General features: G+C 52.6%; 8 protein-coding genes and 2 rRNA genes. 8 read left to right on the top strand and 2 right to left on the bottom strand.

Translation table 11 applies throughout. The annotated features are described in order from the left end of the window. Positions 1–11: 11 nt before the first annotated feature. The gene (locus tag GCU45_RS10405) at positions 12–731 is read right to left on the bottom strand and encodes a response regulator (RefSeq protein WP_152398864.1); all 720 of its coding nucleotides are present in this window, start codon (positions 729–731) and stop codon (positions 12–14) included. Next, positions 706–2,352: an ATP-binding protein gene (locus tag GCU45_RS10400; RefSeq protein ID WP_152398863.1), complete on the bottom strand. Its 1,647-nt coding sequence runs from the start codon at positions 2,350–2,352 to the stop codon at positions 706–708. Before GCU45_RS10400 ends, GCU45_RS10405 begins: the two co-directional genes overlap by 26 nt. Positions 2,353–2,594: 242 nt before the next feature. Here GCU45_RS10400 and GCU45_RS10395 point away from each other — a divergent pair, with 242 nt between their 5' ends. The 8 genes from GCU45_RS10395 (at position 2,595) to GCU45_RS10360 (ending at position 13,455) form a co-directional block, all read left to right on the top strand. After that, a complete protein-coding gene (locus GCU45_RS10395; protein WP_152398862.1) occupies positions 2,595–3,629 on the top strand; it encodes a tripartite tricarboxylate transporter substrate binding protein in 1,035 nt (344 codons plus the stop codon). A 77-nt stretch (positions 3,630–3,706) separates the two neighbouring features. Continuing rightward, entirely contained in the window at positions 3,707–4,168 is a 462-nt protein-coding gene (locus tag GCU45_RS10390) for a tripartite tricarboxylate transporter TctB family protein (protein ID WP_152398861.1), read from the top strand. A gap of 11 nt (positions 4,169–4,179) precedes the next feature. Further along, positions 4,180–5,706, top strand: coding sequence for a tripartite tricarboxylate transporter permease (locus tag GCU45_RS10385; RefSeq protein ID WP_076175708.1), 1,527 nt, complete (start codon positions 4,180–4,182; stop codon positions 5,704–5,706). A 23-nt stretch (positions 5,707–5,729) separates the two neighbouring features. Continuing rightward, the gene (locus tag GCU45_RS10380; RefSeq protein WP_152402950.1) at positions 5,730–6,431 is read left to right on the top strand and encodes a TerC family protein; all 702 of its coding nucleotides are present in this window, start codon (positions 5,730–5,732) and stop codon (positions 6,429–6,431) included. Positions 6,432–6,448: 17 nt separating this feature from the next. Continuing rightward, positions 6,449–6,688 carry an HPr family phosphocarrier protein gene (locus tag GCU45_RS10375; RefSeq protein WP_145140428.1) on the top strand — a complete coding sequence of 80 codons (240 nt, stop codon included), beginning with the start codon at positions 6,449–6,451 and terminating at the stop codon, positions 6,686–6,688. An 18-nt stretch (positions 6,689–6,706) separates the two neighbouring features. Continuing rightward, positions 6,707–8,125, top strand: coding sequence for an NAD-dependent malic enzyme (locus GCU45_RS10370; protein WP_089548614.1), 1,419 nt, complete (start codon positions 6,707–6,709; stop codon positions 8,123–8,125). Between the two features lie 536 nt (positions 8,126–8,661). Then, a 16S ribosomal RNA gene (locus tag GCU45_RS10365) occupies positions 8,662–10,214 on the top strand. Between the two features lie 311 nt (positions 10,215–10,525). Further along, positions 10,526–13,455: ribosomal RNA gene (locus GCU45_RS10360) — 23S ribosomal RNA — on the top strand. The 16S and 23S rRNA genes sit together here, the layout of an rRNA operon. Positions 13,456–13,551: the final 96 nt, after the last annotated feature.

The raw sequence follows: 13,551 nt of genomic DNA, 5'->3' as shown, positions 1-13,551 counted from the left end.
CTGCAGACGGGTTATTTTTTGCTCCGGTATACGCGCTCGGGCCGTCCTACGACCCCATAGGACAGGTCGGCATAGACAATGCCGAACCCGACGAGATGCTCCAGATATCTCCGGCTGGTCGAGCGGCTGATGCCGATCCGTTTGGCCACTTGATGGGCGGTTAGCCCGTCGTTCACCGTCGAAATGGTTTGAACGACCTTTTCAAGCGTCAATTTATCGATGCCTTTGGGCAGGAAGACGTCGGCCGTATTCGCAGGAAGCGGCTCCGCTTTGACTGGACCTGCCAGCAGGCGGTCCACATCGCTCTGGCCAATGCTGCCAGCCGTATCCAGCCGGGATAACTCCCGTTGAAATGCGGCATAATGCAGCAGCGTTTCCTTCAGCCTGTCGAAGATGAGCGGCTTCATGAGGTAATCGAACGCACCGCTGCGGATGGCTTCCCGGATCGGTTCGATTTCCCTGGCGGCGGTAATCATGATGACATCCGTGCTGCGGTAGTGCTGGCGGATGAACAGCAGCAGATCCAAGCCATTGGCTTGAGGCAGGTAGATATCCAGAAGCACCAATTGGGGCTCCAGGATTTCCAGCTGCGATTTCGCCTGCATTTCATCCGTGGCGATGCCGACGACTTTAAATCCCGGCACTTGTTCTACGAATCGCCTGTTTATCTCTGCGATTTTGGTGTCATCCTCTACGATTAACACCTCAATCATTGGGTTTGGTTCGGACATTTCTATGAGGATGCTCCTTTCTGAATAGACCGGGTTGTTTGGGGATCGCCACCGTAAAGACCGTACCGCCGCCCGCCGTATTCCGATGGAACGTAATGTAACCGCTTAACTTATGGACCGCATGAACGACAAGGGCAAGCCCGATCCCGCGGTGTTCCCCCGGTTTGGTAGAGAATCCCTTTTCATAGATCGTATCTCCGATGTCTTCCGGAATGCCGATTCCGTTATCCTCGCATTCGATGATCAGGTCCTCACCCAAATCTGTCAGGAACAGCGTGACTTCGCCTTTGGATTCGGAAAAGGCTTGCCTCGCAAGAACGGCTTCCATCGCGTTGTCGATCAAATTTCCGATAATGGTCACGAGCAGGCTGCGGTCCATATGGTCCGGGATGTCAGCGAACGTGCTCTCTGGATCAATCTCAAAGGAAAGCTTCAGCTCTTGGGCGTGATTGTACTTGCCGATCAGCAGCCCGCCGATGACCGGGTCCGGGATTTCCCTCATTACAAACTGAATCAAATGCTGATGGACGTTCACTTCGCGGTTGATCAGGTCCACCGCTTCCTGATAAGACTCCAGTTGGATCAGACCGGATATGACATAGAGCTTGTTGGAGTATTCGTGCGTCTGCGCCCGGAGCGACTCCGCAAAACGCTTGACCTGGGACAACTCTTCGGCCAGCCGGTATAATTCCGGCTTGCTGCGGAAGCTGGAGACCGCCCCGGTTAATTGATTGTTCATATCCATGATAGGAAGCCTGTTTACGATCACTTCATGGTCGCCGATCAGCATCTCCCGGTCGAACTCGGCTTCGCCGCTCCGGACTACCTCGAGCAGCCGTGTGTTCGGAAGGACATCCTCAATATGTTTTCCCATGATCGCTTCATTCTCCGACAGATTCATCAGCTGAAGAGCGAAACGGTTAGCCATCGTAATGAAGCCATCCCGGTTAATGGCGATAATTCCTTCGCGGATCGATTCCAGAACCGCCTTTTTCTCTGTATACAGCGCCCCGATTTCCTTGGGCTCAAGTCCATGGATGGAACGCCTGACGCTGCGTGCGATCAGTACGGCTCCGCTTGCCCCGACAGCCAGACCGATCAAGGAGACCAGCAATATTTCATTTTGGTACACGTCGTTTATCCGGTCAATGTTGTCGGTCAGAAAACCGACAGACACGATGCCGATCACCGTCCCGTCATCCGCAATAACAGGAGCCTTCCCGCGAACGGAAGGCCCCATGGAACCGGTGGCCTTGGACACGATCGAATGCCCCGCAAGTACCGGACCGTTGTCGCCGCCGACCATCGATTTGCCGATCCGGTCCGGCAGGGGATGCGAATACCGGATGCCTTCGCGGTTCCCTACAACAATATACTGGGCGCCGGTTTTGATCCGGACGCTTTCCGAAATAGGTTGGATTGCGGCCGAAGGATCCGGCTCAGTAAAGGCTTTTCTAATCTCCGGCATGATCGCTAAAGTTTCAGCTACTTTTAGGGCGCGCTGACCGATCTGATCCTCAAAAATGTTTGTGATCACGACATAAAAAATACCGCTCAAGCTGAGGATGATAAAGGCAATCAGGGAACAGATGATCCAAATCAGTTTTGTCTGCAGCCGCATGTTGTACCGTGCGCCCCTCCGTTTTTTGCTTTTATTGTAGCATAAAGGTCTTGAAAGGGCTTTCATTTTATCGTGAACAAAATGAACAAAATGCCCATAATCGTGTTTTTAGATCTTATGTGCTTAACATTTGCTAAAGCTGCCGCGGGTGATATGCTGGGAACCACAAAAAGAAAGCGCATACATTGCGATGACACCAAGTTGATAAGGGTTTAGATGAACTTTTCGAAAGGGGTATCCAGATGAATAAAAAAATGATGAGCAAAACCTGGAAAGTGATACCTGCGGCCATTCTGGCGCTTAGTTTGGCGGCTTGTGCCAACGGGGGAGCAGCAAAAGAGGGGACTTCGGCCAAAAAATCCAATTATCCCGACAAAGCGTTAACGCTCGTGGCCCCATCGGGTGCGGGCGGGGGATGGGATATGACGGCCCGTACCATTGCGAAAGTATTGACCGAGACAAAGGCTGTCAGCAAAGCTATTACGGTTGAAAATAAACCCGGCGGAGGCGGCGCCGTGTTTATGGCTGAGTATGCGACCAAGGACAAGAAGGATGACTACAAATTGTTTGTCAACTCTCCACCGATCCTGATCAACAATTTAAAAAAGGAGGGCAATTCGCCATATGGATATCAGGATACGACGCCGCTGGCTCAGCTGACGAAGGACTATGGCGCCATTGCTGTAGCGGCTGACTCGAAATACAACGATCTGAAGTCGCTGCTCGATGATTTGAAAGCCGATCCGACCAAGTTCACGATCGCCGGCGGATCGGCTCCCGGCTCTATGGATCATCTCGTATCCATTCTGCCGGCGTTCAAGTACGGGATTGACCCCAAGAGCGTCAAGTACGTTTCTTACGACGGGGGCGGCGAAGCCATTACTGCACTGCTTGGCGGCAACGCCGATGTACTGGGTACGGATGCCTCGTCGCTTGACCAGTATTTAAAGGCCGGAAAAATCAAAGTGCTCGGCGTGGCCGCGCCTGAACGTCTGGGAGGAAGCTTGAAAGACGTGCCGACGATGAAGGAGCAGGGAATTGACGCGGAATTCCTCATTTGGCGGGGGATATTCGGACCCAAGGAAATGAGCGCTGAAGCGAAGAGCTATTGGGATCAGGCCATCAAAACAATGACCGAGACGAAAGAGTGGGCGGCCGAGATGACGGCGAACAACTGGGAAAGCGATTATAAGAACAGCGACGATTTCAAGGCTTTCCTGGCTCAACAAAATGATCAGCTGAAAGAAATGCTGACGGCACTCGGGATGCAGAAGTAACGGCGTTAGGCCGTGCAGGGGGAGGGAAAGGGATGGGGACTTCCCTTTTCCCTGTCTGAAGAGGAGGCGTGAAGACTATGAATCATTCATTTGACCGCTATGCCGGCATCGTATTTTGTGCGATCGGCATCGCTTTTGTCATCGGGAGCACCAGCATATCGACAAGCGCCTATGGCAGCAACGTCGGCGCGAACATCTTTCCGTTGTTTCTCGGCGCATTTCTTTCGCTGATGAGCATCAGGCTGATATATGAAACCTTCCGCAGGCAGCAGAAACAGCAAAATCGGGAAAGGCTCGATTACAAGCGTTTCGGTATTATTTTTACGGCCGCCGTGCTGTACGCCCTTTTCCTCGAGGATATCGGATTCGTTATTTCAACGTTCCTGTTCCTGATGATCGGCTTTCAAACGATGCAGCGGGGCCGGATCTGGATATCGGTCGTGATCTCCGCCTGCTTTTCTTACGGTGTGTATTATCTGTATGTCAACGTGCTGGATGGTACCCTGCCCGGTTTTCCATCTTGGTTAGTCTTATTCTAGGGGGTTAAACAATGAGCACAGTTGAATATTTGCTGCATGGACTTGGGACGGCAATGCAGTGGCATAATCTGGTCTTTGTATTTTTTGGCGTCTTGATCGGCACCGTCGTTGGCGTGCTGCCAGGCATCGGTCCGATGAGTGGCGTGGCGCTGCTGATTCCGATTACCGCAACGATGACATCGGGCCTGAGTCCCGAAGAAGCGGCTACAAGTTCCATTATTCTGCTGGCTGGCGTATATTACGGCGCCATGTACGGCGGGTCCACGACTTCCATTCTGCTCAATACGCCGGGCGAGTCCTCGTCTGTCGTCACGACTTTGGACGGATATCAAATGGCGAAGCAGGGACGGGCGGGTGCAGCGCTCGCGATATCGGCCATCGGTTCGTTTGCCGCAGGCATTATCTCTTTGGTTGGACTCATCTTCCTGGCCCGCCCATTATCGGCTGTTGCTATCAAATTTGGTCCCGCCGAATACTTTTCGCTGATGGTGCTTGGACTCCTTGCGATCAGTGGCCTGGCCGGCAAATCGATGGTCAAGGCGCTGATGATGACGGCACTCGGCCTGCTTCTGGCGACGATCGGGATCGACAGCGTATCCGGCGTAGAGCGGTTTACCTTCGGGATTCCGGAGCTTTATCAGGGGCTGGAATTTTTGACGATCGCAGTCGGCATGTTCGCGGTAGGTGAAGTGTTCAAAACCATTTTGGAACGGGACCATAACGACGGAGAAATCGCAAAAATCAGCCGCATTCTGCCAACGAAGCAGGATATGAAGGACAGCGCCGCACCGATCGCGCGCGGTTCAATTCTTGGCTTCTTTATCGGTCTGCTGCCAGGAGCAGGAGCCATTCTCGCGTCCTTTTTTGCATATATTGTAGAAAAAAAGATCAGCAAGCATCCCGAGAAATTCGGGAAAGGCGCCATCGAAGGCGTAGCGTCGCCCGAATCGGCCAATAATGCGGCTTCCGGCGGGGCTATGATTCCACTGCTCAGTCTGGGGATTCCGTCTTCCGGTACGACGGCCATTTTGATGGGTGCCTTCATTATGTACAATGTGCAGCCGGGCCCATTGCTGTTTCAGGATCATCCCCAGCTGGCCTGGGGCGTTATAGCCAGTATGTTTGTCGGCAACCTGATGCTGCTGATTCTCAACATGCCGCTCGTCAAGCTGTTCGCCAAGGTGATCGAGACGCCTGCCAAGTACTTGATCCCTTTAATTATTGTCTTTTCGGTCTTCGGAGTGTACGCCGTTCAGTATTCGACGTTCGATCTTCTCTTAATTATGGGCTGCGGTGTGGTCGGTTATGTATTATCCAAAAACGACTTTCCGCTCGCTCCCCTCGTTCTGGGACTTATTCTTGGACCCATGATGGAAAATAACATGAGGCGCGCGCTGACGATTTCCAACGGTGATTTTATGATCTTCCTCCAGAAGCCGGTCTCCCTTGTGTTTCTGATCATTGGACTGCTGTGGATTACGATTCCGTTAATCCTGAAGCTGAAAGGCAGAAGAGTTCTTGTTAATGAGGAAGGCTAGGAAAGGAAACGGCACTTATGGATATGGAGTGGTTACTTCTAGGTTTATTTAAAATTATCGTCATTAATATTGTGCTGAGCGGCGATAACGCTGTCGTTATCGCTCTCGCCTGCAAAAATCTGCCGCCCGAACAGAGGAAGAAGGCGGTCTTCTTCGGCAGCTTCGGAGCGATTGTGCTTCGCTTCGTACTGACTATTGCCGCCGTTTGGCTGCTGCAGATACCTTTTGTTCAATTGGCAGGAGGCATACTTCTGCTCTGGATTGCGCTTAAACTCATGCAGGGTGAAGCCGAAGGGGGGAAGCTTGAAGCAAGCACCCGCCTGGCAAAAGCCATTAAAACGATTATGATCGCCGACTTGGTGATGAGCCTTGATAATGTGGTGGCCGTGGCTGGAGCGGCATCGGGAAATTATCTCTTAATTGCCCTTGGACTTGCCGTCAGCATTCCGTTGATTATTTGGGGCAGCAGACTGCTGATGACTCTAATGAGCCGTTTTCCGGTTATCGTTATTGTTGGCGTTGCTCTTCTCGGGTACACGTCGGGTGAAATGATTCTAAAAGAGAAGAGGCTGGCCAATATCACGGATGCCTTGCCTCATGCGCTTCACACGATCATTCCACTGGTGCTCGCCGTTGGGATTGTCCTGGGAGGCAGACTGCTGCAGCATTACCGTCAGTTGCATCAATCCCGGACCGATGCAGGTGCAAGTACCCCACAAAGATAAAGAACGGAGGTAAACACATGAGTGGTTTGGAGACCAAGGCGATTGTGGATATTAATCAGACGGCTAACCGGTTTACATCCAGTATCGTGCTTAAGGCCGGTGGCCGGGCGATCGATGCCAAGAGCATCCTCGGTTTGAGCTTTTCGCTGTTGAGCCGGGAACAGTATCAGCTTGAAATTTACGGTCCTGACGAAGCGGCGGCCACAACAGCGATGAAAGAGGCATTTGCCAGGCACGGCCTTAGGGTTGAAATTTGATGGAGGAGAGTGGAAGGCATGGCTGTGCCTAAATCAGGGAGCACGAATATCATCGTCCGGGTGGAAATGGACAAGGCCTCTGCAGCGTTTGGAAGAATTGCCATGGCTATCGGGGATTCAGGAGGAGATATTGTAGCTATTGATGTCAGCGGTACCGGTAAAGTAACGACGATCCGGGACCTGACAGTTAACATTACGGACACGGGGGCGAAGGACTTAATTGTCCAGGTGCTGAATAAGCTGCCCGGCGTGAAGGTTTTGCAGGTTTCCGACCAGACCTTCCTGATGCATCTGGGAGGCAAAATCGAAGTGACGCCGAAAATGGCCATCAAATCCCGGGATGATCTGTCCCGTGTCTATACACCCGGTGTTGCCAGCGTATGTATGGCGATTCATGAGGACCCGTCCCGTGCCCATACCCTTACCATCAAACGCAACACGGTTGCGGTGGTGTCGGACGGGAGCGCCGTGCTTGGACTCGGGAATATCGGCCCACTCGCCGCGATGCCCGTGATGGAGGGAAAAGCGATGCTGTTCAAGCAGCTCGCGGGGGTGGATGCCTTCCCCATCTGTCTGGACTCGCAGGATACGGAGGAAATCATCGCGACGATCAAACGGATTGCTCCCGCGTTTGGAGGCATCAATTTGGAGGACATTTCGTCTCCGCGCTGCTTTGAAATCGAGAGGCGGCTGATCGAGGAACTGGACATCCCCGTGTTTCACGACGACCAGCATGGGACGGCTGTGGTGCTGCTGGCGGGCCTTTATAATGCAGTGAAATTGGTCGGAAAGAGACTTGAGGATTGCAAAATCGTCCTTTGCGGCATCGGCGCTGCCGGCATCGCCTGTACCAAGATCCTTCAAGCTGCCGGCGTTACGCGGATCGTGGGGGTGGATCGGGAGGGTGCCATCGTTCGCGGGAACGAGTACACACATGACGCCTGGCGTTGGTACGCCGAGCATACGAATCCGGACAAGGAGTCGGGAACCTTATCGGACGTGATTGTGGATGCTGACATTTTTATCGGTGTGTCAGGTCCCGGGGTTCTAAGTCGTGGGGATATCGGCAAAATGGCTCCCGATCCGATCGTCTTCGCGATGGCCAACCCAACCCCGGAGATTGCGCCGGAGGAAGCCGAGGGCATCGTCCGGGTGATCGCTACCGGAAGATCAGATTACCCGAACCAAATAAACAACGTCCTTTGTTTTCCGGGATTGTTCCGCGGCGTGCTCGATTGTCGGGCCTCCAGGGTGACGGAGGAGATGAAGATTGCTGCTGCCAAGGCCATTGCTTCCGTTGTCGGAGAGGATGAGCTGAACGAGCAATATATTATCCCTAGTGTCTTTAACCCCCATGTAGCAGAAAAGGTAAAAGAAGCCGTGGTTCAGGCAGCCTATGCTTCAGGTGTAGCTAGAAGAAGGGAGCGCGGTTTCTAAGCGATCTTCGATTCCAGCTTATATGTATTGCGCGGCCGCGAGCGATCGCGGCTTTTTGTATAGTAGGGTACATGATGAAGTCGAAATACCCAAAGAACAAATTCCTAACTTCATATATTATTTAGCTGGCTGAGAGGTGGACAGCAGAACATTTTAGTTATAAACTCATTTTGAGTTCCGTGTTATAAGGCGACTTATAAGGCGACCATGAAATGGGATATTTTTCAACTTGTTAAAAAAGTACTGACGTGGTACATTATAAATCCGGCCGCTGATAAGGCACCGGCAAGCAAAAAAGAAAATTAAAAAAAGCTTGCAATTAAGAAGTGAACATGATATATTATAAGAGTTGCTGCTGAAACACTGGGCGGTAACGAAACGAAGTTTGATCTTTGAAAACTGAACAACGAGTGAGTATAAACGCGATGGTCTTATGACCGGAGCGATTGAGATTAAATCAATCTCGTCAGATTCAAAATGAGCTACAAACTTTCGTTGGAAAGCTACTCCCTTCGGGTGAGCAGATTCTTCCAACTTTCTTGGAGAGTTTGATCCTGGCTCAGGACGAACGCTGGCGGCGTGCCTAATACATGCAAGTCGAGCGGACTTGATGGAGAGCTTGCTCTCCTGATGGTTAGCGGCGGACGGGTGAGTAACACGTAGGCAACCTGCCTGCAAGACCGGGATAACCCACGGAAACGTGAGCTAATACCGGATATCTCATTTCCTCTCCTGAGGGGATGATGAAAGACGGAGCAATCTGTCACTTGCGGATGGGCCTGCGGCGCATTAGCTAGTTGGTGAGGTAACGGCTCACCAAGGCGACGATGCGTAGCCGACCTGAGAGGGTGAACGGCCACACTGGGACTGAGACACGGCCCAGACTCCTACGGGAGGCAGCAGTAGGGAATCTTCCGCAATGGGCGAAAGCCTGACGGAGCAACGCCGCGTGAGTGATGAAGGTTTTCGGATCGTAAAGCTCTGTTGCCAGGGAAGAACGTCCGATAGAGTAACTGCTATCGGAGTGACGGTACCTGAGAAGAAAGCCCCGGCTAACTACGTGCCAGCAGCCGCGGTAATACGTAGGGGGCAAGCGTTGTCCGGAATTATTGGGCGTAAAGCGCGCGCAGGCGGTCATTTAAGTCTGGTGTTTAAGGCCAAGGCTCAACCTTGGTTCGCACTGGAAACTGGGTGACTTGAGTGCAGAAGAGGAGAGTGGAATTCCACGTGTAGCGGTGAAATGCGTAGATATGTGGAGGAACACCAGTGGCGAAGGCGACTCTCTGGGCTGTAACTGACGCTGAGGCGCGAAAGCGTGGGGAGCAAACAGGATTAGATACCCTGGTAGTCCACGCCGTAAACGATGAATGCTAGGTGTTAGGGGTTTCGATACCCTTGGTGCCGAAGTTAACACATTAAGCATTCCGCCTGGGGAGTACGGTCGCAAGACTGAAACTCAAAGGAATTGACGGGGACCCGCACAAGCAGTGGAGTATGTGGTTTAATTCGAAGCAACGCGAAGAACCTTACCAGGTCTTGACATCCCTCTGACCGGTACAGAGATGTACCTTTCCTTCGGGACAGAGGAGACAGGTGGTGCATGGTTGTCGTCAGCTCGTGTCGTGAGATGTTGGGTTAAGTCCCGCAACGAGCGCAACCCTTGATTTTAGTTGCCAGCACTTTGGGTGGGCACTCTAGAATGACTGCCGGTGACAAACCGGAGGAAGGCGGGGATGACGTCAAATCATCATGCCCCTTATGACCTGGGCTACACACGTACTACAATGGCCAGTACAACGGGAAGCGAAGCCGCGAGGTGGAGCCAATCCTATCAAAGCTGGTCTCAGTTCGGATTGCAGGCTGCAACTCGCCTGCATGAAGTCGGAATTGCTAGTAATCGCGGATCAGCATGCCGCGGTGAATACGTTCCCGGGTCTTGTACACACCGCCCGTCACACCACGAGAGTTTACAACACCCGAAGTCGGTGAGGTAACCGCAAGGAGCCAGCCGCCGAAGGTGGGGTAGATGATTGGGGTGAAGTCGTAACAAGGTAGCCGTATCGGAAGGTGCGGCTGGATCACCTCCTTTCTATGGAGAATCGCTTCCTGCAACGGAAGCATTCAAATAACGGTCGACGCAAGTCGCCGTACCCGCTTTGCGCAAGCAAAGCAACGACTCACTCGTTGGTCAGTTTTGAGAGTTCAAACTCTCAATTTGATCCTTGAAAACTAGATAACGAAACGAATCTGCGTTTTAGAAATATTCTTTTAGCTGCTTGTGTCTTCATTGTAAGACCAAGAAGTAAAAAGTAGCAGACGAGTGTTTTGAACGGTGAGTGCCTTTGGCTTTGCGCGCAGCGCAAAACAAGAAAACGAATCGAGCAAAACAGGAGTCATTATGGTTAAGCTACTAAGAGCACACGGAGGATGCCTAGGCGCTAGGAGCCGATGAAGGACGTGGCGAACAACGATACTGCCTCGGGGAGCTGTAAGCAAGCTTTGATCCGGGGATGTCCGAATGGGGAAACCCGGCTGATGTAATAGTCAGTCACTCATAACTGAATACATAGGTTATGGTGAGGCATACCAGGGGAACTGAAACATCTAAGTACCCTGAGGAAGAGAAAACAAGAGTGATTCCGTCAGTAGCGGCGAGCGAACGCGGAACAGCCTAAACCGGTCAGCTTGCTGGCCGGGGTTGTGGGACGTCTCACATGGAGTTACAAAGGAATTGGTTAGGCGAAGAGGTCTGGAAAGGCCCGGCATAGAAGGTAAAAGCCCTGTAGCCGAAAGTCAGTTCCCTCCGAGACGGATCCCGAGTAGTGCGGGGCACGTGAAACCCCGTATGAATCTGGCAGGACCATCTGCTAAGGCTAAATACTCCCTAGCGACCGATAGTGAAACAGTACCGTGAGGGAAAGGTGAAAAGCACCCCGGAAGGGGAGTGAAATAGAACCTGAAACCGTGTGCTTACAAGAAGTCAGAGCCCTGTTTATGGGTGATGGCGTGCCTTTTGTAGAATGAACCGGCGAGTTACGTTCCCGTGCAAGGTTAAGGTGAGAAGCCGGAGCCGCAGCGAAAGCGAGTCTGAATAGGGCGAATGAGTACGTGGACGTAGACCCGAAACCGTGTGATCTACCCCTGTCCAGGGTGAAGGTGCGGTAACACGCACTGGAGGCCCGAACCCACGAATGTTGAAAAATTCGGGGATGAGGTGGGGGTAGCGGAGAAATTCCAATCGAACTCGGAGATAGCTGGTTCTCCCCGAAATAGCTTTAGGGCTAGCCTCGGTGAATAGAGTCGTGGAGGTAGAGCACTGATTGGGTGCGGGGCCCGCAAGGGTTACCAAGCTCAGTCAAACTCCGAATGCCATAGACTTGTAACCGGGAGTCAGACAGTGAGTGCTAAGATCCATTGTCAAAAGGGAAACAGCCCAGACCATCAGCTAAGGTCCCCAAGTGTGTGTTAAGTGGGAAAGGATGTGGAGTTGCACAGACAACCAGGATGTTGGCTTAGAAGCAGCCACCATTGAAAGAGTGCGTAATAGCTCACTGGTCGAGTGACTCTGCGCCGAAAATGTAACGGGGCTAAACACACCACCGAAGCTATGGCTTGATGCGTATGCATCAGGGGTAGGGGAGCGTTGTATACAGCGTTGAAGGTATACCGTAAGGAGTGCTGGAGCGTATACAAGTGAGAATGCCGGTATGAGTAACGAAAAGATCAGTGAGAATCTGATCCGCCGAAAGCCCAAGGTTTCCTGAGGAAGGCTCGTCCGCTCAGGGTAAGTCGGGACCTAAGGTGAGGCCGACAGGCGTAATCGAAGGACAACAGGTTGAAATTCCTGTACCACCGTAAACCGTTATGAGTGATGGGGTGACGCAGGAGGGTAGTGACGCGAGCTGATGGATGCTCGTCCAAGCAGTGAGGCTGGTGTGTAGGCAAATCCGCACACTTTAAGGCTGGGCTGTGACGGGGAGGGAAAATTACAGTACCGAAGGTCATGATCTCACACTGCCAAGAAAAGCCTCTAACCAGGTGAAGGTGCCCGTACCGCAAACCGACACAGGTAGGCGAGAAGAGAATTCTAAGGCGCGCGGAAGAACTCTCGTTAAGGAACTCGGCAAAATGACCCCGTAACTTCGGGAGAAGGGGTGCCCCGGTAGTGTGAATAGCACGAGGGGGCCGCAGTGAAAAGGCCCAAGCGACTGTTTAGCAAAAACACAGGTCTGTGCGAAGCCGCAAGGCGAAGTATACGGGCTGACGCCTGCCCGGTGCTGGAAGGTTAAGGGGAGCGGTTAGGGAGCAATCCCGAAGCTGTGAACCGAAGCCCCAGTAAACGGCGGCCGTAACTATAACGGTCCTAAGGTAGCGAAATTCCTTGTCAGGTAAATTCTGACCCGCACGAATGGCGTAACGACTTGGGCGCTGTCTCAACGAGAGATCCGGTGAAATTTTAATACCTGTGAAGATGCAGGTTACCCGCGACAAGACGGAAAGACCCCATGGAGCTTTACTGCAGCTTGATATTGGATTTGGGTACGATCTGTACAGGATAGGTGGGAGCCTTTGAAACCTGAGCGCCAGCTTGGGTGGAGGCGCCGTTGGGATACCACCCTGATCGTATCTAGGTTCTAACCTGGTACCGTAATCCGGTATGGGGACAGTGTCAGGTGGGCAGTTTGACTGGGGCGGTCGCCTCCTAAAGAGTAACGGAGGCGCCCCAAGGTTCCCTCAGAATGGTTGGAAATCATTCGAAGAGTGCAAAGGCAGAAGGGAGCTTGACTGCGAGACCTACAAGTCGAGCAGGGACGAAAGTCGGGCTTAGTGATCCGGTGGTACCGCATGGAAGGGCCATCGCTCAACGGATAAAAGCTACCCTGGGGATAACAGGCTTATCTCCCCCAAGAGTCCACATCGACGGGGAGGTTTGGCACCTCGATGTCGGCTCATCGCATCCTGGGGCTGAAGTAGGTCCCAAGGGTTGGGCTGTTCGCCCATTAAAGCGGTACGCGAGCTGGGTTCAGAACGTCGTGAGACAGTTCGGTCCCTATCTGTCGTGGGCGTAGGAAATTTGAGAGGAGCTGTCCTTAGTACGAGAGGACCGGGATGGACGTACCGCTGGTGCACCAGTTGTTCCGCCAGGAGCATGGCTGGGTAGCTACGTACGGACGGGATAAGCGCTGAAAGCATCTAAGCGTGAAGCCCCCCTCAAGATGAGATTTCCCAGTATGTAAGACCCCTTGTAGACGACGAGGTAGATAGGTTGGAGGTGGAAGTGCAGCAATGCATGGAGCTGACCAATACTAATCGGTCGAGGGCTTATCCAAAATTACCCCAAAAAGTGACGTGAAAAGTTGGAGCAACACCGATTACTTTTCGGGGCCCCCGGGATACAAACCGGGTGAAGCTACGGAAGATAAAAT

The organism is Paenibacillus cellulositrophicus, assembly GCF_009363095.1.
GTDB lineage: Bacteria > Bacillota > Bacilli > Paenibacillales > Paenibacillaceae > Paenibacillus_AQ > Paenibacillus_AQ favisporus.
This window is presented reverse-complemented; position numbering and strand designations above follow the sequence as displayed.